This is a genomic window from Novosphingobium sp. RL4 (assembly GCF_035658495.1).
Lineage (GTDB): Bacteria > Pseudomonadota > Alphaproteobacteria > Sphingomonadales > Sphingomonadaceae > Novosphingobium.
On record NZ_CP141944.1, the window covers coordinates 264,319 to 288,661 of the forward strand.

Genomic DNA, 24,343 nt, shown 5'->3' on the forward strand with positions numbered 1-24,343 from the left:
GTCAGGCAAACGCGCTTACTGCTCCCCGAAACCGCCACCGCCGGGCGTTTCGATCACGAACACGTCCCCCGCCCCCAGCCGGGCCGTGGCAGTGGCTCCCAGTTCCTCCACCGAACCGTCCGCTCGCTCGATCCGGTTACGGCCCGGCTCTCCGTCCATTCCTCCGAACAATCCGAATGGCGCGGTGCCGCGCCGCTGCGAAAGGATGCCGGCCTGCATCGGTTCGAGGAAGCGCACCCGCCGGGTAGCGCCGTCGCCGCCCTTGTGCGCGCCCTTCCCGCCCGAACCGCGACGGATCGAGAATTCCTCCAGCAGCACCGGATAACTGGTTTCCAGCACTTCGGGATCGGTCAGGCGGCTATTGGTCATGTGAGTCTGGACCACCGGCGTACCGTCGAAATCAGGCCCGGCCCCCGAGCCCCCGGCGATCGTTTCGTAATACTGCCTCGTCGCATCGCCGAAGGTGAAGTTGTTCATCGTCCCCTGTGATGCAGCCATCGCGCCAAGCGCGCCGAACAAGGCGTCGGTGATCGACTGGCTGGTCTCCACATTGCCCGCAACGACGGCGGCGGGCGCCTTGGGGTATAGCATCGAGCCTTCCGGCACGCGCAAGGTGATCGGCCGCAGGCACCCCTCGTTCATCGGCACGGCATCGTCGATCAGCGTGCGAACGACATAAAGCACGGCCGCCCGCACGACCGGGAGAGGGGCATTGAAGTTATCGGTAAGCTGGGCACTGGAACCGGCGAAATCGATGACCGCGCCGCGCGCTTCACGGTCGATCGAGATCGAAACCGCTATCTCGGCGCCATTGTCCATCGGCACGCGGAACTCACCGTCCTGAAGCCGGTCGATCAGCGTGCGAACGGCCTGCTCGGCATGGGCCTGCGCATGGGCCATATAGGCGTCCACCACCTCGCGGCCCTGTTCGTCCGCCACCCGGCGCAGCTCCGAAGCACCGCGCTGGCAGGCGGCTAGCTGGGCGCGCAAATCGCCAATGTTCTGCTCGATGGCGCGCGAGGGATGTGGGCCGGAGGCGAGCAGATCGCGCAGCGGTGCTTCCTGAAGCGCGCCGCGATCGACCAGCAGCACATTATCGATCAGCACGCCTTCCTCATCCAGCGAGCGCGAGCCCGGCGGCATCGAACCGGGGCTGATCCCGCCAATATCGGCATGGTGCCCGCGCGCGGCAACGAACCAGGCGGGGACCGTCTCGCCCTCGATGAACACCGGCATGACCACGGTGATATCGGGCAAATGCGTGCCGCCGTCATAGGGCGCATTGAGGACGTAGGCATCGCCGGGCAGGATGCCCCGCCCGTCCTGCCCGTTACCGCGCCGCTGGAGGATCGTGCGCACGCTCTCCCCCATCGAGCCGAGGTGGACCGGCATGTGCGGCGCATTGGCGACAAGGTTTCCCTGCCGGTCGAACAGCGCGCAGGAGAAGTCCAGCCGCTCCCGGATATTCACCGAACTGGCCGATTGCTGGAGCGCGGCTCCCATTTCCTCGGCAATGGCCATGAACAGCGCGCCCATGATCTCCAACCGCACCGGATCGCATTCGGTGGAGCTGTCTGCCTGAACCTGCTGCGGGGCATCCCGGTTGAGGATCAGGTTGCCGACATGATCGACCCGCACACGCCAGCCGGGTTCGACGACAGTGGTGGAAACGTCATCCACCACCAGCAGCGGGCCATCGGCCGTGAAGCCCTCTGCCAGCCCCTCGCGCAGATAGAGCGGCACGCGGTGATGCGCGCCCTGCGTCCAGAGATCGACCTGCTCGGCCGCGGGCGAGGACTTCACGGGAAGAACAAGCGTCGCACCGCCGCCGGAATGGCCGGCATGGACAGCCTCCACCCGCAGCGTCTCGCCGATAAGCTGCTCGCCCGCACCGAAGCCGAAGCGCTGGAGCCAGCCGTCCCGGAATGCCTCCCGCATGGCGCCAAGCGGTCCTACCGGCACTTCGATGGCATTGTCGCTGCCCTTTGGTCGCACCGCCAGCGCAGCCTCGATCGCGATGTCGTCCGCCGCGATGCCCTGCGCGGCCAGCGCCGCGCGGGCTTCGTCCCCCAAGGCGGCAACGGCGGCATCGAGCGACGTCATGGCATTGCCGTCCAGCGGGAGCGCCAAGGTCCGCTGGCGCAGCATCCGCCGGTCGGCAAGGCCCATGCCGTAAGCCGACAGCACCGAGGCGAGCGGGTGGCACAACACGCTGGTCACGCCCAGCGCATCGGCCACCTTGCAGGCGTGCTGCCCGCCCGCGCCGCCGAACGTCACCAGCGCCGCGCGGGTCATGTCGTGGCCGCGCCGCAGCGAGACTGTCTTGATCGCATTGGCCATGTTGGCAACGGCGATCTCCAGGAAGCCTTCCGCCGCCTGTTCGCGCGTCATTTCACGGCCGGTCGCGATGCGAACGGACGCCAGCACTTCGTCCATGCGCGACTGCGCCGCGGCCAGATCGAGCGGCTCATTGCCTTCGGGGCCAAAGACATGCGGGAAATGCCCGGGCCTCAGCTTGCCGAGCAGCAGGTTGCAGTCGGTTACCGCCAGCGGGCCGCCGCGCCGGTAGCAGGCGGGGCCGGGCACAGCGCCCGCGCTCTCCGGCCCCACCAGGAAGCGTGCACCGTCGAAGCGGCAGATCGAGCCGCCGCCGGCTGCCACCGTTTCAATCCGCATCATCGGCACGCGCACGCGCACGCCCGCCACGCGCGTCTCGCTGTCGCGCTCATAGGCACCGGCATAGTGCGAAACGTCGGTGGAGGTTCCGCCCATGTCGAAGCCCAGGACATGATCGAAACCCGCCTCCCTGGCGATGGCCGCCATGCCGACGATGCCGCCCGCCGGGCCCGAGAGGATCGCGTCCTTGCCCGCAAAGGCGTCTCCGGTGGTGAGCCCGCCGCTCGACTGCATGTAGAGCGCCGTGACCTTCGGGCCGAGACCTGCTTCCAGTCCGGCCACATAACGTGCCAGCACCGGCGAGAGATTGGCGTCCACCACCGTCGTATCACCGCGCGCGATGAGCTTGATGAGCGGGGCTACCTCGTGGCTGACCGAAACCTGACTGAAACCGATCTCGCGCGCCAGCCCGGCCAGCGCCGCTTCATGCGCACTGTGGCGATAGCCGTGCATCAGCACTACCGCGACGGCGCGAAAACCCTTGTCGAAATGGCGTTGCAGCCCCTTGCGCGCGGCATCGAGGTCGAGCGGGCGGTGGACGGTGCCGTCGGCGCCGACACGCTCGTCGATCTCCAGCACCGCGGCATTCAGCGGCTGCGGCAGGACGATATGGCGAGCGAAGATGTCGGGCCTTTCCTGGGTCCCGATCTTCAATGCATCGCCGAAGCCCCGCGTGATCGCCAGCAGCACCGGCTCGCCCTTGCCTTCCAGCAGGGCATTAGTGGCAATGGTAGTGCCAAGGCGCAGTTCGGCTTCGGGCAATTCACCTTCGGCGGTTCCGGTCAGCCGCCGCATCGCCTCTACGGCGGCATCGTCGTAACGGCCGGGGTCTTCGGAAAGCAGTTTCAGCCGCTCGAACCGCCCATCGGGCGCGCGCGCCACGATGTCGGTAAAGGTGCCGCCGCGATCGACCCAGAATTGCCACATGTTCGTCATGCCGGGCTTCATGACGGCGACGACGCGGGGAGGAAAGGGAAAAGGTGGAAACTATCCCGCCCCGGCCAGCCCCTTGCGCAACCGGTCGAATGCGGTGCCCGGCCCTTCGGCAAGCCGCGCCTCGACAAGGGCGCAAACCTGATCCGGCGAATGGACCGAAGTATCGATCACCAGATCGGATTCGCTGTTGCGGTAGACTTCCTCGAAGAACCACGGCCGCAGGCGGGAGAGGCGGTCCACGATCCTTGCAACCGCATCCTCGCCCAGCAGGTCCGTAGGCATCCGCTTGGTCATGGCCCGCTCCGCCACCCGCCGTTCCAGCACTTCGAACGGTGGCTTGAGCGTGACGAGCAGGACCGGAAGCCCCTCGGTCCGCCGCAGGAGATCCTGAAGCACCGGTGGATCGGTCATCAGCAGATGGTCGAAAATGACGTTCAGTCCTTGCCGGGAACTCGCCGCCATCCACTCGTGAAAAGCGCCGAAGGCGGCCATGGCACGCGGCGCAAAGCGCCAGCGCAGCGGCCCCTCCGGCCGCGCGGGATCCAGCGGGATCGCCTCGATCCCCTCGGCGGCGAGCGGCCCGTGGTGCCCGAACCGCGCGGGAAGCGTCTGCGCGAGGAAATGATCGATGCCGTAAAGCAACCAGTAGTCCTGCTGCCGCTTCTGGAAAAGCTCGCAGGCCGTGGACTTGCCGGAACCCGAAGTGCCATTGACCACGACGATCTGCCCCAGGCTCATGCCGGCGCCCCCGGTGCGATTTCGCCGCGGGCGATGCGCCGGAACCGGTCGGCAGGGCAGAACTCCTGATTGTCGCCCCAAAGCTCCACATCGTCCCAATCCGACCGCATGAGCGACCAGACCACCGTATGGTCCGTATAGCCGGTAAAGATCAGGCCGGTATCGATTTCCGCCACGGCCAGCAATTCCCGCCCGAGCGCGTCGCTCGCCTCGAAACGAATGCGGGACGGGCCGTCCTCTCCCCATTCCAGCACTTCACGGCGACCGGACACGAGGCTGGACAAGACCCCGTCCTTCCAGATGAAACCGCCGATGCAACGTGCCTCGCGGCCCTCACCCATGACGATGGCATGGAAGGCGCGATCCTGCGCGATGCCCCAGAAATAGCCCCCGCAGGCCAGCGATTCATAATCGCGCGCACCGTAGGAACAGTCCCGCAGGGACAGGCAGTCTACCGCGAACTCCTCTCCCTTGCAGCGCAGGGTGCCGGTCATGCGGCCGGGCTGTTCCAGATGGAACTTCGCTGTTGCCGCCTGTCCTGCCTCGCCAGTCCTGAGTTGATGGACCGGGCCGATCGCGGTCCATGTCAGATCGAAGAACAGGCCATCCCGGTCATAGTCCAGCTTGTACCGCGAAAGCGGCTCAATCATCCGGCACGACAGCGAATTGCGCGCCTCCATGTCGAACTTGGCGGCAGTGGCGGGCATCGCCTGGAGATGGGCCCAGTCGTAATGGAGGCAGTTCCACTGATACCGCCCGCTGGCGTCCCACAACACCGGCCCGCCGTTCAGCATGCCCATGTTGGGCCGGAAATAGTGCTGGATCAGCCCGTGAATCCGCCGCTCGGGAAGCGTGACCGAGAACCAGGCGCTTTCATTCCAGTAGGGATTGTCATCACGCTCGGCGGCAAAGAAATCGGCAAACGCAAGGTCGGTCATGAAGCCCTTCTCCTTGCCGGCCATGGCAGCAAGGAGGATGCTTCAAGGCAATGACCGCAGCGGCAATCGCGCCTACCCCAAGCCGCGCGCGCCTACCCGAAGCCGCGCGAAAGCCAGTCCTCGGCCAGCCCGGCGAGGAACGCGGCACCGCGCGGCAAGGCCTTTTCGTCGACCATCATCTTCGTGGAATGGATGCCGCAGCAGTGCTTCCAGTCCGCGCCTTCCTGCGCCACGCCGAGGAAGAACATCGCCCCCGGCACCTTTTCGAGAACGTAGGCGAAGTCCTCCGCGCCCATGATCGGGTCCTTGAGGCGCTGGAATGCCGCCTCGCCGTGAAGGTCGCGGGCCACGCGCTCGCCAAAGTCCACCGCGCGGGCATCGCAGACCGTGACCGGAAAGCCCTCGTGGATCGCCACCTCACCCTTGAAACCATGCGCGCCCGCGATCCCGGCGACGAGCAGCGGCAGTTCCTCCTTCAGGCGGGCGCGGTTGGCGGCGGAAAGCGTGCGCATCGTGCCGGTGAGCCGCGCCGTGTCGGGTATGACATTATGGGCGCTGCCCGCCTCCACCTTGGCGATGGTGACGACGACAGGGTCGAACACACTGAAACGGCGCGCGACCATGGTCTGGATCGCCATGACCACCTCGCAGGCGACCGGAACCGGATCGAGCGTATCGTGCGGCATCGAGGCGTGGCCGCCGCGCCCCGTCACCGCAATGCGCAGTTCGTCCGCCGCAGCCATGAGCGGCCCCGCGCGGCCGCCGATCACGCCGTGAGGAGCATTGGGCATGATGTGCAGCGCAAAGGCGGCATCGGGCAGGGGGCGGTCGAAACCATCGCCGCCCAGTAGCCCGTCCTCCAGCATGAAGCGGGCACCATGATAGCCCTCCTCTCCGGGCTGGAACATGAAGCGGACCTCGCCTTTCAGCCGTTCCGCGCGGGCGGCGAGGAGTTCGGCCGCTCCGGCCAGCATGGCGACGTGGGTGTCATGCCCGCAGGCGTGCATCACCCCGGGAATGGTGGACGCGAAGTCCAGGCCGGTTTCCTCCGGCATCGGCAGCGCATCGGTATCGCCGCGCAGCAACACGCAGCCGCCTTCTCCCGCACCGCCCCTGAGCGTTGCGACGAGGCCGGTCGTCGATGGTCCTTCGCGCCATTCCAGCGGCAGGTGGGACAGGGCCGCCCTGATCTTGTCCCGGGTCTTTGGATTGTGAAGGCCGATCTCGGGTTCGGCATGAACGGCGCGGCGCAGCGCAACGATGCGATCGGCAAGGCCTTCGGCCTGCTGGGTCAGGGAGAGGGAGAGCATGGCGGCATGATAGCTCTCCCCCCTCACCTGTCGAGACTCAGCCTGCGCTGGAATCCGCGACCGGAAGATCGCCTTCGGGATCGGGCATGATCCGGATTTCGTTACGCTCGATCTGCTGGAGCGTTCGCCACGCCATAAGCCCCATGGCGACGTAGGAAACCGCGCCGCCCAGCGCCACCGCCCATGCCGCGCCGCTGGAACCGGTAGGCAGCAGGATGACCAGCCCGATCGCCATCGCCACCAGGGCGATGAGCCGTGCGATCAGCGAATGCCGCGCCCGGCCGGTGGCGTGAAGCACGGGCTCGAAGGCCACGCTGGCAAGGTCGAAGCTCGCCGCAAGGGTCAGCGGCACGAGGATCGCCGCGCCCTGTTCGAAATCGTTGCCGCCGATCACTTCCAGCATCTGCTTGCCCAGCAGCACCGCCACAGTGACGACGACGATGCCGGCAAGACCGGCGATCTTGCTGGTCTGGAGCGCCAGCTTGCGGAATTCCGCCGCCTCGGAGGAAACGCGGGCACGCGCCACTTCGGCATAGACCGACCGTGTGAGCAGCGAGGAAAGCTTGCTGAGCGCCTGCGAAAGCTGCGAGGCGAGGCGGTAAAGGCCTGCCGCCTTGGTGCCCACCCAGGCCCCGACGATCAGCAGCGGGCCGTTCTTCATCGCCGCATCGAGCGTGGAGGCCACGTAAGTCTGCATGAAGAACCGCGTGACGCCGGGATTCTCGTCAATCGACTGGCGCCAATTGCGAAGGTTCCGCAGGTTCACCGCTTCCGGGCAAAGCCGACGCGCCATGACCCAGTAGAGCGCGGCTTCCAGGATATCGATCGCAGCCCATGCGAACAGGAAACGCCCGACGCTCGGCCCGGTCAGCCATATGACCAGAGAAGCGGCCAGTCGTCCGCTGGGAACCACGGCCTCCACATAGACGGCCATGTCGAACCGGTTGAGCGCGCGCACGATGCCGGTGGGCGCCGAAACCAGCGCCCAGAGCGACCCCACGCAGAACCAGAAGGCCACGTCGATGAAATGCGGGTTGAGGTCCAGCATATGGGCGAAGCCGTAGATCAGGATCGCCGCGAGCCCGCAGCCGATGATCGCGCCGACCGCATCGAGTATGCCGCACAGCATCCCGAGGCGGCCAAGCTTGCCCCAGTCCTTCTGGTGGACATGCTCGCTGCCGTAACGGACGACCACGCGCCAGGTCTGGAAACTGGCAAGCGCGATGAGCGCCTGCGCGGTCCCGAAGATCAGCGAAAAGTGGCCGAAATCCTTGAGGCCGAGCGACCGTGTCTGGATGGCCAGATAGGCGATGCCGCAAACGGCACCGAAACCCTTGCCGCCCAGCAGCCAGGCCGTGTTCTGGAGTATCCGCCCTAGCGGAGATTTGCTCTCGCGGCGGTGAAATTTGGCGGACATTGGGCCAGCATGTGAACGAGGGGGAAGAGACTTGCAAGCTATCGCGACCCGGGATGTCACCAGCCTGAACGAATAGGCCCGCACGGGGATCGTCCCGGCCCGTTCGTGCCGCACCTTTTCCTTTTGCCTTGCAATGCCTAGATGCCGGGTTCCTCCCCCAGCACGAAACGTAGAACCTATGATCGAACACGCCATTCTTCTCAGCGCCGGCCAGGGCTCGCGGCTGCTTCCGCTTACCGCCGAACGGCCGAAATGCATGATCGACTTCTCGGGCAAGTCGCTGATCGAATGGCAGATCGAGATGCTGGCGCGCGGCGGCGTGAAGCGGATCGACGTTGTCACCGGCTTCATGACCGACATGCTGGAAGAGCACCTGAATGCGATCAGCGACCCGCGAGTCGAGATCAACATCCGCTTCAACCCTTTCTTCAAGGTGGCGGACAATCTCGGCTCCTGCTGGATCGCGCGCGAGGCGATGCGTGGAGACTTCCTGATCCTCAACGGCGATACGCTGGTGTCGGAGGAAATCGTCAGAAAGGTGCAGCAGGGCGCCGCCGATGCCGACGGCAATCCCTGGCCCATTACCGTTACCGTGGACATCAAGGCCGAAGGCTACGACAGCGACGACATGAAGGTGGAGCGCGAGACCGACGGCCGGCTGGTCCACATCGGCAAGACGCTCACCGCGCAGCAGTCCAACTCCGAATCGATCGGGTTCCTGGCCTTCCGGGGCGAAGGGGCGGACCTATTCCGCGAAACCGTCCGCCAGGCCATGCGGACGCCCGAAGGCGTCCAGCACTGGTATCTCAAGGTCATCGATTCGATTGCCCCCACCGGAAAGGTCGGGACCGTCTCGATCGAGGGCCTGGATTGGGCCGAAGTCGATTTCCTCAACGACATCGAGATCGCGACCGGCCTCACCGATACCTGGAAATGACCCAAAAAGGCGGGCAAAGCCATGCTTTGTCCGCCAACTCCGACTGATAGGCGGGCTAGCGTCGCCCACTGCCACGCGTCATGGCGCCCGCCCTTCAGGACGATCGGGACGGGCGAGCCGAAAAGCCCTCAGCAAGACAGCGTAACTGGCCCTCCGGCGCTTTTACCCTATAGTGCCCGATATGAATGTCCCTTCCCCCGCCCCCGGAAACAAGTCCGCAACCTTTCCTTGTTTTGGGCTGGCTCCCTGGGCGATCGCGGTTCCGTTTCTCGCGGTTGCGGCCATCGCGCTGGGCAAGCCCTCGAATGTGCTGATGGCGGCATCGCTGGCGGTCGTGCTGGGCGGTGCCATCATGTCGGCGGTCTATCATGCCGAAGCCATCGCGCACCGTGTGGGCGAGCCGTTCGGCACGCTGATCCTGGCCTTTGCCGTAACGGTGATCGAAACCTCTCTGATCGTCTCGATCATGCTCAGCGAAGGAAACGGGGCACAGGCATTGGCACGCGATACGGTGATCGCCGCCGTCATGATAACGATCAACGGGATAGTCGGTGTCTGCCTCCTGCTGGGCGGCGGCCGGCACCATGAACAGGGCTATACCCAGTCCGGCGTGAACCACGGCCTCGCCATCCTCGCGACGCTTTCGGTGCTGACCCTGGTGATGCCCAACTATACCACCAGCCAGGTCGGCCCGTTCTACAACGAGAAGCAGCTGATCTTTGTCGGCGTCGTCTCGTTGATGCTCTACGGCACCTTCGTCGTCGCCCAGACGATCCGTCACCGCGACCACTTCCTCTATCCCGAGGAAAGCGACGATGGGCACGAAAAAGTCCCGGTGAACAAGGCCCTGGCTGCGGGCGTCATGCTCCTTGTTGCGCTTGTCGCGGTGGTCATGCTGGCCAAGGCGCTTTCGCCGTCGATCGAGGCCGGAGTGGCCGCCATGGGCGCCCCCCATGCCACGGTCGGCATCATCATCGCCGCACTGGTTCTGGCACCCGAAAGCCTGGCCGCGCTTGGCGCGGCCCGTGCCAACCGGGTGCAGACCAGCCTCAATCTCGCGATCGGTTCGGCACTGGCGACGATCGGTCTCACCATCCCGGCCGTTGCGGTCGCCTCGATGTGGATGGAGCTGGATCTCGAGCTCGGCCTGTCGATCAAGTCGACGGTCCTGCTGGCGCTCACCCTGCTGGTCGCCACGTTGACGCTCAGCACCGGACGGACCACCCTGGTGCAGGGTATGGTCCATCTCGTGATCTTCGCGACCTACCTTTTCACGACCCTGGTTCCGTAGAACCGAGGTTCAACTCCGGTAGAGCGCATCCAGTCGCTCGCCGTAACGCTCCTTGAGCTTGTGGCGCCGAATCTTGAGGCTGGGGGTCATTTCCTCGTTCTCGATCGAGAAGGGTTCGTCCGCGAAAGTGAACTGACGAACCTTCTCGATGACGGAGAGATCGGCATTCACGCGGTCGATCGCGCCGCGAATGACCGCACGGAAAGCGGGCAGCCCCTGGAGCGCCTTGAAATCGAATTTCTCGCCGTTTTCCTTGGCCCACTCCAGAGCCCAGTCGGCATCCGGCACGACGAGCCCGACGATATAGGGCCGGCGGTCGCCATGGACCATGGCCTGCGCGATCTCGGGCTGGAGCGTCAGCATCGATTCGACCTTCTGGGGCGAGACATTGTCGCCCTTGTCGTTGACGATCATGTCCTTCTTGCGGTCGGTAATCATGATGCGCCCGCGCTCGTCGATATGGCCGACGTCGCCGGTGTGCAGCCAGGTGTCGTGCAGTACCGCCTCGGTTGCGGCGGCATTCTGCCAATAGCCCTGCATGACCAGTTCGCCGCGTACGAGAATCTCCCCGTCTTCGGCGATCTTCACTTCCACCCCGCGCAGCGGCGGACCGACCGTATCGTGCTTGATGCCTGCGGCGGGGCGGTTGCAACTGATGATCGGTCCGGCCTCTGTCTGGCCGTAGCCTTGCAGCAGGGTCAGGCCCATGGCGTCGAAAAAGGCCCCGATTTCGGGGTTGAGCGGCGCCCCGCCTGAAACCAGCGCCTTCATCCGCCCGCCGAACTTGGCGCGCACCTTGGGCCGCAGCGTCCGTTCGATCAGCATGTCCAGCGGATAGTCCAGAAGGCGGCGTCGACCGGCCTGCTCGCGTCCGGCGATGCCGAGCGCCATTTCCATGAGCCGGGCGGGGATCGCGCCCTGCTTCTCGATCTGCTTCATGATTCGCGTGCGCAGCACCTCGAACAGGCGCGGGACGACGACCATGATCGTCGGCCGCACTTCCTCGATATTGGACGCGAGCTTGTCGAGCCCTTCGGAATAATAGATTTGCCCGCCGACCGCGATCGGCAGGAACTGGCCTCCGGTATGCTCGTAAGCATGGCTGAGCGGGAGGAAAGAGAGGAAGGTCTCGCTATGATCGAGGCCGAAATCGTCAATGACGATCTGCGCCGCGCCCGCCACGTTCATGAGGAGCATGCCGTGATGCTGCCGCACGCCGCGCGGGGCGCCGCCCGTGCCGCTGGTGTAGATGATGCAGGCAAGATCGCGGCGGCGAACGCCGGCGACCCGCTCGTCCACCTCGGACCGTGCCTTCGCGGCGTCGCCTTCGAGCAATTCCGACCAGTCGTGCACGTCATACGCGCCGCCCTGCATCGGCGGCAGCGGCTCCATACCGATGACATGGCGGCACAAGTCCGTCTGCACGATCGCCGGCAGCAGGGCCTTTGCCAGCTTTCCACTGGAAACGATCGCAGCCCTGGCACCCGAGTTTTCGAGGATATGGATGTGATCGCGGGTCGTGTTGGTGGTGTAGGCGGGCACTGTCACGCAACCCGCCGCCATGATCGCAAGATCGGCAAGGCACCATTCCGGCCGGTTCTCGGAGACGATCAGCACGCGGTCTCCCGCCTGCAGGCCCATCCGGCGCAGCGAAGCGGCAATCAGCGAGACCTTGCGCGCAGCCTCGGCCCAACTGGTGGAATGCCAGGCGCCATCCCGCTTCGCCCAGAGCATCGGCGCATCGCCAAGCCGATCCGCCCGCTTCAGGAACAGCGATACCAGGTTGGTGCACTTGTCGAAGTCACCAAGATCCATGCCGACCCTTTTCCTCTCTCATCATGCGGAAATTTCCCTGCAGATCGTCCGCGTGGATATCCGTTCTGGCCAACGTCTAGGCGCGCGCGATGGTTGCGACAAGCGCGGGACTTGACCTTGTCGTGTGCCTGTCGTGCCAGGCGCCGCGCTATTCAGTGCCCACTGCTTCGGCGATGGAGGCGAATCCGTCGCGCTTCATCAGCCGTTCCAGCCCCTTGCAGACGGTCTTGGCGATTCCCGGTCCCTCATAGACCATGGCGCTGTAGAGCTGCACGAGGCTGGCCCCGGCACGGATGCGATCCCAGGCATGTTCGGCCGTGGCGATACCGCCGACCCCGACCAGCGGGACCGCCCCGCCGGTCGCCTTGCGGAAGTCGCGCAGGCGCTGATGCGCCAGATCCCGCACAGGCGCACCGGAAAGACCGCCGGATTCGCCGCGATGGACCGAACGCAGCGCCGGCCGTGAAATCGTGGTGTTGGACACGATCAGAGCGCCCAGTCGCTTGTCGATCGCAATCCGCGCAATCGCGTCGATGTCCGCCGGTTCGAGATCGGGTGCGACCTTCAGGAATATGGGCGGCCTGGTTTCGCCGCAAACCTCGTCACGGGCTTCGATCACCGCGTCCAGTAGCCCGGTCAGCGCCGATTCGTCCTGAAGCGCGCGAAGGCCCGGCGTATTCGGGCTGGAAATGTTGACGGCCAGATAGCCCGCGAGCGGTGCCATGATCGTCGCCATCCTGGCGTAATCGGCTACGCGGTCGCTGGAATCCTTGTTGGCCCCGATATTGATACCCACCACGCCCGGACGGCCGAGACGGGCGCCCAGATGCGCCTGTGCCGCTGCGCTGCCATGGTTGTTGAAACCCATCCGGTTGATGACGGCGCCATCCTCCACCAGGCGGAACAGGCGCGGCTTCGGGTTGCCCACTTGCGGCAGCGGCGTGATCGAGCCGACTTCGGCATAGCCGAAGCCCAGGCCCAACAGCGCGTCAGGCACTTCGCCGTCCTTGTCGAACCCGGCCGCCATGCCGACGGGGTTCGGGAAAGCGAGTCCCGCCACTTCGGTGGCCAGCGAGGCCGGAAACACGGGCGCGCGCTTCGGCCGCGTGAGCTTGAGCGCCTTGAGGGCGAGGCCATGGGCTGATTCGGCTTCGAGCCGGAACAGGGCGGGTCGGATCAGGGAATAGAGCACGGCTTGCGCATAAACACGTCGCGCCTGTTGCTCAAACGCTTCTTATCACACTCGTGCGCGCAAATTCGACCCGAACCCCGCCGCTCCGGCCGCGCGTGTCGCGTTTATACAATAAATCGCCGGGGTGGCGGCATACAGGAGAGTCGCGACCCGAAGGGCTCGTAGCGGGATGCGCACGAGTTCTTTATTACCTTGACGGCGGTTCCCGGTCCTGACCGGGGACCGCCTTTTTTCTCGGTTTTCCCCTTCGTCGCAGCGAATTCTGTCCAAAAGCGAAAGATTTGCAACAGCGCGGGCGATTTTGTCGCACAAAACCTGTGCGAAACTCCATTGAAACGGGAGGGGTCCTGCACTAGGTGGCAAATCGGAAAGAATTGATCCACTTTAACCGCTGAGTCCCGAAAGCCGCCATATATGCGCCTGTCCAGCATGGCCGATTACGCTGTCGTCATCATGTCCGCCGCGACTCGGCATTCGGGCGCCTGCGCGCATCACCCGGAAGATTCGCGGATGAGCCGCATCTCGGCCGCGCAGCTTGCGGAAGACACCGGCCTGCCCGCTCCGACGGTGCAGAAGCTGGTGAGCAAACTGACTGCCGCGGGATTGCTGCAATCGACCCGCGGCGTGGGCGGCGGGCTGAAGCTCGCCCGCGCTCCCGGGACGATTTCGATTGCGGATATCGTCGAGGCAGTAGAAGGGCCCATCGCGCTCACCGCCTGTCTCGAACAAGGCAAGCACGAATGTACGCTGGAAAGCGGCTGCAGCGTGCGCCCGCACTGGCCGCAGGTAAATGCGGCATTGCGCGGTGCATTGGCGCAAGTGGTCCTGACCCAGCTCGTCGAGGAAGTGTAAATGACTGACGAAACCTCCCCCGAGGGCACCATCGAGGTGCGCGAAGTCCATGGGGACGAAGTGCGGGAAGCGGACGTGCGCGATCAGGCTGCGCGCGAAGCCGCCGCACGCGTGGCCGATTACGAACACGGCTGGGTAGCCGACATCGAGCAGGAATACGGCCCCAAGGGCCTGTCCGAGGATACCGTCCGCTTCATCTCGGCCAAGAAGGACGAGCCGGAGTGGATGCTGGAATGGCGTCTCAAGGCCTATGCCAGGTGGCTTGAGATGACTCCGCCGGACTGGGCCAAGCTCAACGTACCGCCGATCGACTACCAGGAAGCCTATTACTGGGCCGCGCCCAAGAAGAAGCCTTCGCTGTCGAGCCTCGACGAGGTCGATCCCGAAATTCTCAAGGTCTACGAGAAGCTGGGCATTCCGCTGGAGGAGCAGAAAGTGCTCGCCGGTGTCGAAGGCGCGCGCAAGGTGGCCGTGGACGCCGTGTTCGATTCGGTTTCGGTCGCAACGACCTTCCGTAAGGAACTGGAGCAGGCGGGCGTGATCTTCCGCTCGATCTCCGAGGCGATCCGCGAATACCCGGAACTGGTGAAGAAGTGGCTCGGCAAGGTCGTGCCCGTGCAGGACAACTACTTCGCGGCGCTGAATTGCGCGGTCTTCTCGGACGGCACTTTCGTCTACATCCCGGAGGGCGTGCGCTGTCCGATGGAGCTTTCGACCTATTTCCGCATCAACGCGGAGAATACCGGCCAGTTCGAACGCACCCTGATCGTCGCCGAAAAGGGTAGCTACGTATCCTACCTCGAAGGCTGCACCGCGCCGATGCGCGATGAGAACCAGCTTCACGCTGCCGTGGTCGAACTGGTCGCCATGGAAGACGCCGAGATCAAGTACTCGACCGTGCAGAACTGGTACCCCGGCGATGCCAACGGCAAGGGCGGCATCTACAACTTCGTGACCAAGCGCGGCCTGTGCCAGGGCGCGCGCTCGAAGATCTCGTGGACGCAGGTTGAAACCGGATCGGCGATCACCTGGAAGTATCCCAGCTGCGTCCTCAACGGCGAGGATTCGGTGGGCGAGTTCTACTCGGTGGCCGTCACCAACAATTACCAGCAGGCCGATACCGGCACCAAGATGATCCACAACGGCAAGGGCAGCCGCTCGACGATCATTTCCAAGGGCATCTCGGCCGGCAAGTCGAACAACACCTATCGCGGCCTTGTCCGCGTGGCCGCCAATGCGGACGGCGTGCGCAATTTCACCCAGTGCGATTCGCTGCTGCTCGGCAAGGAATGCGGCGCCCACACGGTGCCCTATATCGAAGTGCGCAACCCCAGCGCCCAGATCGAGCACGAGGCGACCACCAGCAAGATCAGCGACGACCAGCTGTTCTACGCCATGCAGCGCGGGCTCGATACCGAGCAGGCGGTAGCGCTGATCGTCAACGGTTTCGCCAAGGAAGTGCTTCAGCAATTGCCGATGGAGTTCGCCGTCGAAGCGCAGAAGCTGCTGGGTATCAGTCTTGAAGGGAGCGTGGGTTGATTTTCGACCGCGGCGCATCCCTCTCTCGCAAGAATTTCGAAGGAACTCTCCCATGACCACCGCCCGCAAGACTCTGGGCATCAGCACGGCCGCCACGCCGAAAGCAGACGCCAAGGCCAGCTTCAACGTTACCGGCGCCCGCCTCGAAACGCTGAAGGAACGCGCCAAGGACCAGCGCCGCAACCCCAGCGAAGCGCAGAAGGCGCTGTGGGCAGAGCTTTCGGGCTCGAAGCTGGGCGGCGTGAAGTTCATTCGCCAGTCGGTGGTCGGCTCGGCCATCGTCGATTTCGCCTGCCCCTCGCGCTGGATCGTGATCCAGCTGAGCGCCGAGGATTCCAACCCGGACGTCAACGAGTTGCAGGACCGCAAGCTTACCGAAGTCGGCATTCGCGTGCTGCGCTTCTCCGAAGAGGAAGTGCTCGGCAACGTCGATACTGTGGTGCGTGAGATCAATACCGAACTCAACGTGCCCTTCGACAAGCGCTCGGCCCGCAGGAAGGCCGGCACCACCGCTTCCCCCCGTTTTGACGAGGGCGCCGAAGGATGACCATGCTCAAGATCGAAAATCTCCAGGCCAATGTCGCCGACAAGCCGATCCTCAAGGGTCTCTCGCTGACGATCAACCCCGGCGAGATTCACGCGATCATGGGGCCCAACGGCGCGGGCAAGTCGACGCTGGGCTACACCCTGGGCGGTCGCCCCGGCTATGAAGTGACCGGCGGTTCGGTCGATTTCCTGGGCCAGGACCTGCTGGAACTGGAACCGCACGAGCGCGCCGCTGCCGGCCTGTTCCTGGGCTTCCAGTATCCGGTCGAGATTCCCGGTGTCTCCTTCGTCCAGTTCCTGCGCGAGGCGGCCAATGCCCAGCGCAAGGGCCGGGACGAGACCCCGCTTTCGGGCGGCGAGTTCCTGAAGCTCGCACGAGAGAAGGCGGGCCTGCTGCGCATGGACATGGACATGCTGAAGCGCCCGGTGAACGTCGGTTTTTCCGGCGGCGAGAAGAAGCGCGCCGAGATGGTGCAGATGGGCATCCTCGATCCAAAGCTGGCGATCCTCGACGAGACCGACTCCGGCCTCGACATCGACGCGCTGCGCATCTGCGGCGAGGGCATCAATTCGATCATGCGCGCGCCCGACAAGGCCGTGCTGCTGATCACGCACTACCAGCGCCTGCTCGACTATGTGAAGCCGGACTTCGTCCACGTCCTTGCAGCCGGCCGGATCGTCAAGACCGGGGGCCCCGACCTTGCGCTGCGGCTTGAGGAAGAGGGCTACGAGGCGGTGGTCCAAGAGACGGCGGCATGAGCGAACTGGCGCCTCTCCCCACGCGGAAGAGCGAAGACTTCCGCTATTCCGACATCGCGGCACTGGCCGATGTCTGGCCGATCGCGCGCGAGAACATCGTCGTGACCGACGATGCCGAAGATTCGCTCCAGATCGTCGAGGACGGCGCAGCAGCGGTGGCCCGCCACCTCGTCATCTCGCTGGGCAAAGGCGCGAAATTCGACCTTCGCGTGCTTTCGGCGGGTCCCGTTTACGGCCGGATCGCCGTAGATGTGCGGCTGGCCGAAGGTGCGGACTTCACGCTGGGCGCGGCGCAGCTCGCCACCGGCAACGAGACGCTGGAGCTCGTCACCGAAGTCACTCACGCAGGGCTGAACGCAACATCCAGCCAGATCGTGCGCACTGCGCTCGCAGGTCATTCGGTCGGCACCTATCTAGGCCGTATCGCCGTCGAACGCGGGGCAGACGGCACTGATGCCGAACAATCGGTGCGCGCCATGCTGCTGGACCGCACGGCTACCGCCAATGCCCGGCCGGAACTCGAAATCTACGCCGACGACGTCAAGGCGGCACATGGCTGCGCGGTCGGCGAACTCGACGCCAACGGCCTGTTCTACCTGATGAGCCGCGGCCTCACTCCGCCCGAAGCCAAGCGCCTGATGCTCCAGGCGTTCATCGCCGAGGCCTTCACCGGTGCGCCCGGCGAGGCGGAACTGAGCGAAGCCGCCATCGCCCGTCTGGAGCAGATCCTGTGACCGCTGACGTGCTCGTCCTCAAGGACCAGTTCCCCGGTCTTGCCGGAGACTGGCACTATCTCGACACTGCGGCGACCGCACAGAAGCCGCAGGCGGTGATCGACGCCACCGTGAATGCGCTGGGCCGCGACTATGCGACCGTCCACCGTGGAGTCTATGCCCGTTCGGCGGAGATGACGCTGGCTTTCGAGGCGGCACGCCGAAAGGTCGCCGCGTTCCTGGGCGGGCACGAGGATGAGATCGTCTTCACGCGCGGCGCGACCGAGGCGATCAACCTTGTCGCCCAGACATGGGGATCGGCGAACCTCAAGGCCGGCGATCGCATCCTGCTTTCCACGCTGGAGCACCATTCGAACATCGTCCCGTGGCAGATGCTGCGCGATCGCATCGGCGTCGAGATCGACGTCTGCCCCTTGACCGCCGATGGCCGGATCGATCTCGAAGCCGCCGCGCGCATTCTCACCCCGGCCCATAAGCTGGTTGCCTTCGCGCATGTCTCCAACGTGCTCGGTTCGGTGCTGGATGTGGCCGAGGCTGCCAGACTGGCGCATGCGGTCGGCGCTAAGTTGCTGGTGGACGGCTGCCAGGCCGCTCCCCGCATCGCGCTCGACATGAAGGCCATGCAGGCGGACTTCTACGTGTTTTCCGCACACAAGCTCTACGGCCCGACCGGGATCGGAGCGCTGTGGGCTCGCAAGGAAATCCTCGATTCGATGCCGCCCTGGCAGGGCGGCGGCGCGATGATCGACCGCGTCACCTTCGAGAAGACCACTTTTGCACCTGCCCCGCAGCGATTCGAGGCCGGCACGCCGATGATCGTAGAGGCCATCGGACTGGCGGCCGCCATCGACTGGCTCCAGGCTTACGGGCTCGACCGTGCCGAGGCACACGAACGCCACCTTGCCGGCAAGCTGCGCGAGGAACTGGGCAAGCGCAACGACGTGACCCTGTTCGGTCCGGCCGATTCCGTGGGAATCGTCAGTTTCGCGCTCGACGGGGTGCATCCGCACGACCTCGGCACCATATTGGACGAAGAGAACGTAGCAATTCGGGCGGGCCACCACTGCGCGCAGCCGCTGATGGATCAGCTCGGCGTCCCCGCCACCGCCCGCGCAAGCTTCGGGCTCTATAGCGACGACAGCGATATCGAGGCGCTCCTCAAGGGAATCGAGCGCACGAGGAGAATTTTCGGATGAACGACGACACTCCCGTCTCTGGCCCCACCTTCACCGTCGAGGAAGTCGATTCGGTGGCCCCTGCGCCGCGTGCGCGGGTGGACGATGCGCCTGTCGAGCGCAGGCGCGACTATCTGGACGGTTTCCTTGCCGAAAAGCCGCAGGGTATCGACCCCGGCCAGCCCGGCGGCTCGATCTACGACGGCGTGATCGATGCCCTGAAGGAAATCTTCGACCCGGAAATCCCGGTGAATATCTACGACCTCGGCCTGATCTACGGCGTCGAAGTCTCGCCCGAGGCTTCGGTCGCGGTCACGATGACGCTGACCACGCCGCACTGTCCGGTGGCGGAATCGATGCCCGGCGAAGTCGAGATGCGCGTCGCGGCGGTGCCCGGCGTGCGTGACGCCGAGGTCAATCTCGTCTGGGATCCGCCGTGGGACATGGCCAAGATGTCCGACGAGGCAAAGCTCGAACTCGGCATGCTCTGATGGCGACGCTTGCCCCTCCTGCCTTGACCGTGCGCCTTGCCGATTATGCCGACGCGGCCGATGCCGCGCGCGTGGTCGCGCTGCTCGACAGCTATGCGCGCGATCCGATGGGGGGAGGCAAGGCGCTGTCCGATGAGGTCCGCGAACGGCTGGTCCCCGGCCTTGCCGCTCATGGCGGCGCCTTCTCTCTGCTGGCCTTCGCTGGCGAGGAAGCCGTAGGCCTCGCCAACTGCATCACTGGCTTTTCGACTTTCGCCGCGCGGCCCCTGGTGAATATCCACGATATGGCCGTGCGCCCGCAGGTTCGCGGCAAGGGTGTGGGCCGGGCCTTGATGCTGGCGGTAGAAGCAGAGGCCCGCGCGCGCGGCGCCTGCAAGATCACGCTCGAAGTGTTGAGCGGCAATGGCACGGCCAAGGGCCTCTATGCCTCGCTCGGCTACGGCGATTACGCACTGGACCCGCAGGCGGGCACGGCGCTGTTCTGGGAAAAGAAGCTATGACCACAACCACCGAAAGCAGTTCAGTGAAGCCTGTGGCGACAGCGCGGCAGCGCCCTGCCGCCGTGATCCTCACGCCCAATGCCGAGGCGCGGATCGCGAAGCTGATGGCCGATGCCCCCGAAGGGACGATCGGCGTACGCCTTTCGACGCCGCGTCGGGGCTGCTCGGGCCTTGCCTATTCGGTTGACTACGTTGCCGAGGAAAAGCCCTTCGACGAGAAGATCGAAACCCCCGGCGGCATCTTCTACATCGACGGTGCCTCGGTCCTCTACCTGATCGGCAGCGTGATGGACTGGAAGGAAGACGACTTCACCGCCGGCTTCGTATTCGAGAACCCGAATGCCAAGGGCTCGTGCGGCTGCGGGGAAAGCTTTACCGTCTGACTGGCTCCCGCTTGCTCGAGCAGGCATGAAAAAAGGCGTGATCTCGCGGATTATCCGCCAGATCACGCCTTTTTCGTTATCGTGTCGGAGATCGGCGGACTTACTCGGCCGCGACGATCACTTCCGCGTCGCTGATCCGGTTAGGCAGCTGCGCGATGGCAGGCGGCATCTGGCCGCCGTTGGGGCTGAGGCGCCCTTCGAGCCGCGCGCCCTGTTCGATGGTCAGGGCATCATAGGCGACATCGCCGATGATCTGCGCGCTTTTGAGGATCACCACTTCGCGGGCGGCGATGGTTCCGCGCACGGTTCCGGCGATGCGGACCGTTTCGGCGCTGATGCCACCGGCGATCTCGCTATCCTCGCCCTGGATGAGGGCTTTGCAGGAGATGTCGCCGATCACGCGGCCGTCGACGTGGAGGTCGGCGGAAGCCTCGATATTGCCGGTGAGGGTGATGTCGTTCCCGAGCATCGAGAAGCCCGATGCCGAGCCGTTGCGGGTGCTGGTGAAAGTCTTGGCCATGATGTTATCGGGCTTCTTGCTGAACATTGCGGGCGGCCTCGAGGAAGGGGCGTGGATTGACCGGACGCTCATTGACGCGCACTTCGAAGTGAAGATGCGGGCCGGTCGAACGGCCGGTGCTGCCCATTGCGGCGATACGTGCGCCGCCTTCCACTTCCTGCCCGGCGCGAACGCCGAAACCGGAAAGGTGGCCGTAGCGGGTCATCAGGCCATTCCCATGGCTGATTTCGATGCAGTTGCCGTAGCCCTGGCGCTGGCCCACGAAGGTGACCTTGCCCTTGGCGGCTGCATAGATCGGGGAGCCCATCGGGCCGGGGAAATCGAGCCCGGCATGGAATGCGGCGCCGCCGGTGAAGGGGTCTGAACGGTAGCCATAGCTCGACGACACATAGGCGACGTGGGCCGGGCTGACCTGCGGGATCGAGGCGAGGCCGTTTTCCAGCGCATCCATGCGCGCAAGGCTGAGGCCGAGGCGCTGGAAGCGGGGATCGAGCGAGCCGTTCGCCGAAGTGGCGAGGCGTTCGAGCGGGCCGCCTTCGGCAACCTTGGAGCGGACGCCGGCAATCATCGTGCGGGGATTCAGGCCAAGCTTGCGGATGGCATCCGAAGCAGCGGTCGCGCGGCGGTCTGCGTAGCGGGTCAGGCGTTCGACGAAGGCGAGCTGTTCCGCCTCGATGCCGGCGAGCCTGCCGGCTTCGGGAAGCGCGGCGCTGACTTTACGCACCGTCTCGGCGGCCTCTGCCGAACTGTCGGTCACGGTTTCGCCGGCCTGCCGGTCTTCCGGCAGTTCGCCGATATGGGCATCGACCATCTTCTCGATGAACTGCTGGCGGCGGGCGAGATCGGCGACGGTGCCGTTCAGATCGTCACGATACTGCTGGACGCGGCTTTCGGCGGTGGCCACCTTGGCTTCGCGGTTTACCAGGGCTGCATGTTCGCTGGTCGCCGAAAACTGCGAGAAGGCGACCGCGCCCATCGAAACGCACCACGCACCGAGCAGCGAGACGACAACGCCGACGGCGGCCTTCTGCATGCCGGAAGAGATGCGAATGAAGCGGACCTGCCCCTGCGATCGCATGATGAGTTCGCGATCCGGGAATGCCGCCCTGAGGCGCGTGCGAAGCGCCCCGGCAGATGTGAATTTCAAAACGACCCCGCTTAAATTCTGGCTTTTCGCCCCGGCGGCGAGCTAGCAGGAGCGGGGAACTAAGGCGAATCGACTGATCGTAATCCCTTGCGGAATCCGGCTGAAGCGAAGTCTGTGTGCGATGAATCGAGGGAACCGTTTCAGGAACAGGACGAGCGGTTCATCGCGATGAAAGGGTGATTCGCCGAAAAACGTCGGTTTGAAAAGCACTTGCGCCCGTTTTTGCCGCATTCTTTTTCAGCTTGCCCCGATCGGTGACTCGTCGGCGCATCGGTGCTAGTTCCCCTTGCCATGAACCTGCAGACGAACCTTGCCGACGACGTTCGGCCTGAGAACGGCGACGAAACGCCCGAGGCCCTCGTTGCCCGTATCGCCGCCGCCGGCCGCGCCGCACAGCGCGTTCTTGCACAGCTGTCGGATGCGCAGAAAGCCGGGGCGCTGCGCGCCGCCGCCAATGCCCTGCGGGCCGCCGAACCGGCAATCCTCGCCGCCAATGCCCGGGATGTCGCAGCCGGTGAGGCGAAGGGCCTGACAGGCGCCATGCTCGATCGGCTGAGGCTGGATCCCGCGCGCCTCGCCGGGATTGCCGATGCCGTGGAACAAGTGGCGAGCCTGCCCGATCCCGTGGGCGAAGTGATTTCCGAAAGCGAGCGGCCCAACGGCCTCAAGCTCTCGCGCGTGCGCATCCCCATCGGTCTGATCGGCATCATCTACGAAAGCCGTCCCAACGTCACCGCGGATGCCGCCGCGCTCTGCCTGCGTTCCGGCAATGCGGTACTGCTTCGCGGCGGCAGCGAGGCGCTCCATTCGAACCGTGCGATCCTTGCGGCAATGACTTCGGGGCTGGAAGAGGCAGGCGTTCCCGCCGCTGCCGTCCAGCTCGTGCCGTCGCAGGATCGCGCCGTGGTCGGCGCCATGCTGACGGCTGCCGGGCTGATCGACATGATCGTGCCGCGCGGCGGCAAGGGCCTCGTGGCGCGCGTCCAGGCCGATGCGCGCGTTCCTGTGCTCGCGCACCTCGATGGCATCTGCCACACTTATGTCCATGCTTCCGCCGATCCCGAAATGGCGCGTGGAATCGCGGTCAACGCGAAGCTGCGCCGCACCGGCATCTGCGGTTCGATGGAGACTCTCCTGCTCGACACCCAGTTCCCGGCCTCCGCCGAGGTGGTCGAGGCACTGGCCGATGCCGGTTGCGAACTGCGCGGAGATGCACGGGCGCAGGCTCTGGACTCCCGCGTTCTGCCCGCCAGCGACGAGGACTGGGACACCGAATATCTCGACGCCGTGCTCTCGATTGCGGTGGTAGACGGACTCGATGCCGCGATGGAGCATATCGCCATCCATTCATCGCACCACACCGATGCGATCGTCGCTGCCGACCCCGCCGCCGCCGAGCGCTTCCTTGCCGAAGTCGACAGCGCCATCGTCATGGTCAACGCCTCCAGCCAGTTCGCCGATGGCGGCGAATTCGGCCTTGGCGCGGAAATCGGGATCGCCACCGGCCGCCTGCACGCTCGCGGCCCTGTCGCGCTGGAAGGGTTGACCACCTACAAGTGGCTGGTGCGCGGCACCGGGCAGGAACGACCCTGACAGCGAGAACCACGATCCGTAGCGGTCCTGTTACCGGGCTGCTCGGCGGCAGCTTCAACCCGGCTCACGGCGGGCACCGGCGCATCAGTCTCTTCGCGGCAGAGGCGCTGGGACTCGACGAGGTGTGGTGGATGGTCTCGCCCGGCAATCCGCTCAAGCCCCGGGCGGGGATGGCGCCGGTTGCCGCCAGGGTCGAATCGGCCCGGCGTCAGGCCCGTCGCTCACGCATCCGCGTGACCGCGATCGAGCGGGAACTCGGCACGCGCTACACCGTGGATACGCTCAGAAAGCTGGTCCGGCGCTACCCGAAACGGCGGTTCGTGTGGCTGATGGGGGCCGACAATCTGGCCCAGTTCCACCAGTGGAAGAACTGGCGCGGCATCGCCAGACTCATGCCGATTGCGGTTATCGCCCGTCCGGGGTATGATGCCGACGCTTTCGCGAGCCCCGCGATGGCCTGGTTGGGAAGATTCCGGAGGTCCCAGTCCAGTCTTCGTGGTCCGGAAAGGTGGAGCGCCCCCGCGCTGGTGACATTGCGATTCGACCCCGATACGCGGTCGGCCACGGCTATTCGCCAGGCTGATCCGGACTGGGCCCGCAAGCTTTCAAGGGAGCTTTCGCAGGCCGGTTCCAGTCGCGCCGGATCGTGCAGAGAAACCCTATCGCGCAGGGACAACGTAACGCACCGCCCGATACCCGGAGATGCAGCGTGAGCAGGCGTCAGGCCTCTCCTACGCATGCCCGGAATTCCAAAGATCAGATCGAACGTGGCAGGACGACATTCGCCCTGCCCGGTCGGTCGCTGAAAGGAGCAGACCCTACTTAAGATGCCACAGGCACAGATACAGCCGGCT

General features: G+C 65.2%; 22 protein-coding genes. 13 read left to right on the plus strand and 9 right to left on the minus strand.

Annotation, left to right across the window (positions count from 1 at the left end; translation table 11 throughout):
• Positions 1-15: 15 nt before the first annotated feature.
• From U9J33_RS01285 to U9J33_RS01305, 5 genes are all read right to left on the minus strand, one after another.
• Entirely contained in the window at positions 16-3,612 is a 3,597-nt protein-coding gene (locus tag U9J33_RS01285) for a hydantoinase B/oxoprolinase family protein (protein WP_324697353.1), read from the minus strand.
• A gap of 51 nt (positions 3,613-3,663) precedes the next feature.
• Positions 3,664-4,350, minus strand: coding sequence for a phosphotransferase-like protein (locus U9J33_RS01290; protein WP_054442147.1), 687 nt, complete (start codon positions 4,348-4,350; stop codon positions 3,664-3,666).
• Positions 4,347-5,288: a DUF7065 domain-containing protein gene (locus U9J33_RS01295; protein ID WP_324697356.1), complete on the minus strand. Its 942-nt coding sequence runs from the start codon at positions 5,286-5,288 to the stop codon at positions 4,347-4,349. Before U9J33_RS01295 ends, U9J33_RS01290 begins: the two co-directional genes overlap by 4 nt.
• Positions 5,289-5,380: 92 nt before the next feature.
• Positions 5,381-6,598 (minus strand): M20 metallopeptidase family protein, encoded by a 1,218-nt coding sequence (locus U9J33_RS01300; RefSeq protein WP_054442145.1) that lies wholly within the window; start codon positions 6,596-6,598, stop codon positions 5,381-5,383.
• Positions 6,599-6,635: 37 nt separating this feature from the next.
• Positions 6,636-8,015 (minus strand): lipopolysaccharide biosynthesis protein, encoded by a 1,380-nt coding sequence (locus U9J33_RS01305; RefSeq protein ID WP_054442144.1) that lies wholly within the window; start codon positions 8,013-8,015, stop codon positions 6,636-6,638.
• 178 nt (positions 8,016-8,193) lie between these two features.
• On the opposite strand from U9J33_RS01305, the gene U9J33_RS01310 reads away from it, so the two are divergent.
• Positions 8,194-8,952, plus strand: coding sequence for a sugar phosphate nucleotidyltransferase (locus tag U9J33_RS01310; protein WP_054442143.1), 759 nt, complete (start codon positions 8,194-8,196; stop codon positions 8,950-8,952).
• Positions 8,953-9,133: 181 nt separating this feature from the next.
• On the plus strand, positions 9,134-10,243 hold the full coding sequence (locus U9J33_RS01315) for an ionic transporter y4hA (RefSeq protein WP_324697359.1): 1,110 nt from the start codon (positions 9,134-9,136) through the stop codon (positions 10,241-10,243).
• Positions 10,244-10,252: 9 nt separating this feature from the next.
• Here the strand turns inward: U9J33_RS01315 and U9J33_RS01320 are convergent, their stop codons facing one another.
• Together U9J33_RS01320 and U9J33_RS01325 are read right to left on the minus strand one after the other, a co-directional pair.
• Entirely contained in the window at positions 10,253-12,058 is a 1,806-nt protein-coding gene (locus U9J33_RS01320; protein ID WP_324697361.1) for an AMP-dependent synthetase/ligase, read from the minus strand.
• A gap of 148 nt (positions 12,059-12,206) precedes the next feature.
• Positions 12,207-13,250, minus strand: coding sequence for a quinone-dependent dihydroorotate dehydrogenase (locus U9J33_RS01325; protein ID WP_054442140.1), 1,044 nt, complete (start codon positions 13,248-13,250; stop codon positions 12,207-12,209).
• A gap of 414 nt (positions 13,251-13,664) precedes the next feature.
• Between U9J33_RS01325 and U9J33_RS01330 the strand changes: the two genes are divergently transcribed.
• The 9 genes from U9J33_RS01330 to U9J33_RS01370 are packed head-to-tail and all read left to right on the plus strand — an operon-like array spanning position 13,665 to position 20,229.
• Positions 13,665-14,102: an SUF system Fe-S cluster assembly regulator gene (locus U9J33_RS01330; protein ID WP_054442139.1), complete on the plus strand. Its 438-nt coding sequence runs from the start codon at positions 13,665-13,667 to the stop codon at positions 14,100-14,102.
• Positions 14,103-15,641, plus strand: coding sequence for a Fe-S cluster assembly protein SufB (gene sufB / locus U9J33_RS01335; RefSeq protein WP_221937034.1), 1,539 nt, complete (start codon positions 14,103-14,105; stop codon positions 15,639-15,641).
• A gap of 52 nt (positions 15,642-15,693) precedes the next feature.
• Positions 15,694-16,188, plus strand: coding sequence for an endonuclease domain-containing protein (locus U9J33_RS01340; RefSeq protein ID WP_054442137.1), 495 nt, complete (start codon positions 15,694-15,696; stop codon positions 16,186-16,188).
• A 2-nt stretch (positions 16,189-16,190) separates the two neighbouring features.
• The gene (gene sufC / locus U9J33_RS01345; protein WP_054442275.1) at positions 16,191-16,946 is read left to right on the plus strand and encodes a Fe-S cluster assembly ATPase SufC; all 756 of its coding nucleotides are present in this window, start codon (positions 16,191-16,193) and stop codon (positions 16,944-16,946) included.
• Positions 16,943-17,680, plus strand: a complete 738-nt coding sequence (locus U9J33_RS01350; protein WP_324697366.1) for a SufD family Fe-S cluster assembly protein — start codon at positions 16,943-16,945, stop codon at positions 17,678-17,680. Before sufC ends, U9J33_RS01350 begins: the two co-directional genes overlap by 4 nt.
• On the plus strand, positions 17,677-18,876 hold the full coding sequence (locus U9J33_RS01355; protein ID WP_324697368.1) for a cysteine desulfurase: 1,200 nt from the start codon (positions 17,677-17,679) through the stop codon (positions 18,874-18,876). The genes U9J33_RS01350 and U9J33_RS01355 overlap by 4 nt, the downstream gene beginning before the upstream one ends.
• Positions 18,873-19,346, plus strand: a complete 474-nt coding sequence (locus U9J33_RS01360; RefSeq protein ID WP_054442134.1) for an SUF system Fe-S cluster assembly protein — start codon at positions 18,873-18,875, stop codon at positions 19,344-19,346. Before U9J33_RS01355 ends, U9J33_RS01360 begins: the two co-directional genes overlap by 4 nt.
• Positions 19,346-19,846, plus strand: a complete 501-nt coding sequence (locus U9J33_RS01365; protein ID WP_054442133.1) for a GNAT family N-acetyltransferase — start codon at positions 19,346-19,348, stop codon at positions 19,844-19,846. Before U9J33_RS01360 ends, U9J33_RS01365 begins: the two co-directional genes overlap by 1 nt.
• A complete protein-coding gene (locus tag U9J33_RS01370) occupies positions 19,843-20,229 on the plus strand; it encodes an iron-sulfur cluster assembly accessory protein (protein WP_324697372.1) in 387 nt (128 codons plus the stop codon). The genes U9J33_RS01365 and U9J33_RS01370 overlap by 4 nt, the downstream gene beginning before the upstream one ends.
• Positions 20,230-20,329: 100 nt before the next feature.
• Here U9J33_RS01370 and U9J33_RS01375 read toward each other — a convergent pair whose 3' ends face one another.
• Together U9J33_RS01375 and U9J33_RS01380 are read right to left on the minus strand one after the other, a co-directional pair.
• Positions 20,330-20,749 (minus strand): bactofilin family protein, encoded by a 420-nt coding sequence (locus U9J33_RS01375; RefSeq protein ID WP_054442274.1) that lies wholly within the window; start codon positions 20,747-20,749, stop codon positions 20,330-20,332.
• Positions 20,750-20,753: 4 nt separating this feature from the next.
• A complete protein-coding gene (locus U9J33_RS01380; protein ID WP_324697375.1) occupies positions 20,754-21,827 on the minus strand; it encodes a M23 family metallopeptidase in 1,074 nt (357 codons plus the stop codon).
• A 360-nt stretch (positions 21,828-22,187) separates the two neighbouring features.
• Here U9J33_RS01380 and U9J33_RS01385 point away from each other — a divergent pair, with 360 nt between their 5' ends.
• Both U9J33_RS01385 and U9J33_RS01390 read left to right on the plus strand, forming a co-directional pair.
• On the plus strand, positions 22,188-23,489 hold the full coding sequence (locus U9J33_RS01385) for a glutamate-5-semialdehyde dehydrogenase (protein WP_324699095.1): 1,302 nt from the start codon (positions 22,188-22,190) through the stop codon (positions 23,487-23,489).
• Positions 23,453-24,202: a nicotinate-nucleotide adenylyltransferase gene (locus tag U9J33_RS01390; RefSeq protein ID WP_324697377.1), complete on the plus strand. Its 750-nt coding sequence runs from the start codon at positions 23,453-23,455 to the stop codon at positions 24,200-24,202. Before U9J33_RS01385 ends, U9J33_RS01390 begins: the two co-directional genes overlap by 37 nt.
• Positions 24,203-24,343: the final 141 nt, after the last annotated feature.

Coding starts and splice junctions, on each gene's coding strand:
- U9J33_RS01285 (WP_324697353.1), bottom strand. CDS start 3,612: ATGACGAACATGTGGCAATTCTGGGTCGATCGCGGCGGCACCTTTACC.
- U9J33_RS01290 (WP_054442147.1), bottom strand. CDS start 4,350: ATGAGCCTGGGGCAGATCGTCGTGGTCAATGGCACTTCGGGTTCCGGC.
- U9J33_RS01295 (WP_324697356.1), bottom strand. CDS start 5,288: ATGACCGACCTTGCGTTTGCCGATTTCTTTGCCGCCGAGCGTGATGAC.
- U9J33_RS01300 (WP_054442145.1), bottom strand. CDS start 6,598: ATGCTCTCCCTCTCCCTGACCCAGCAGGCCGAAGGCCTTGCCGATCGC.
- U9J33_RS01305 (WP_054442144.1), bottom strand. CDS start 8,015: ATGTCCGCCAAATTTCACCGCCGCGAGAGCAAATCTCCGCTAGGGCGG.
- U9J33_RS01310 (WP_054442143.1), top strand. CDS start 8,194: ATGATCGAACACGCCATTCTTCTCAGCGCCGGCCAGGGCTCGCGGCTG.
- U9J33_RS01315 (WP_324697359.1), top strand. CDS start 9,134: ATGAATGTCCCTTCCCCCGCCCCCGGAAACAAGTCCGCAACCTTTCCT.
- U9J33_RS01320 (WP_324697361.1), bottom strand. CDS start 12,058: ATGGATCTTGGTGACTTCGACAAGTGCACCAACCTGGTATCGCTGTTC.
- U9J33_RS01330 (WP_054442139.1), top strand. CDS start 13,665: ATGCGCCTGTCCAGCATGGCCGATTACGCTGTCGTCATCATGTCCGCC.
- sufB (WP_221937034.1), top strand. CDS start 14,103: ATGACTGACGAAACCTCCCCCGAGGGCACCATCGAGGTGCGCGAAGTC.
- U9J33_RS01340 (WP_054442137.1), top strand. CDS start 15,694: ATGACCACCGCCCGCAAGACTCTGGGCATCAGCACGGCCGCCACGCCG.
- sufC (WP_054442275.1), top strand. CDS start 16,191: ATGCTCAAGATCGAAAATCTCCAGGCCAATGTCGCCGACAAGCCGATC.
- U9J33_RS01350 (WP_324697366.1), top strand. CDS start 16,943: ATGAGCGAACTGGCGCCTCTCCCCACGCGGAAGAGCGAAGACTTCCGC.
- U9J33_RS01360 (WP_054442134.1), top strand. CDS start 18,873: ATGAACGACGACACTCCCGTCTCTGGCCCCACCTTCACCGTCGAGGAA.
- U9J33_RS01365 (WP_054442133.1), top strand. CDS start 19,346: ATGGCGACGCTTGCCCCTCCTGCCTTGACCGTGCGCCTTGCCGATTAT.
- U9J33_RS01370 (WP_324697372.1), top strand. CDS start 19,843: ATGACCACAACCACCGAAAGCAGTTCAGTGAAGCCTGTGGCGACAGCG.
- U9J33_RS01375 (WP_054442274.1), bottom strand. CDS start 20,749: ATGGCCAAGACTTTCACCAGCACCCGCAACGGCTCGGCATCGGGCTTC.
- U9J33_RS01380 (WP_324697375.1), bottom strand. CDS start 21,827: ATGCGATCGCAGGGGCAGGTCCGCTTCATTCGCATCTCTTCCGGCATG.
- U9J33_RS01385 (WP_324699095.1), top strand. CDS start 22,188: ATGAACCTGCAGACGAACCTTGCCGACGACGTTCGGCCTGAGAACGGC.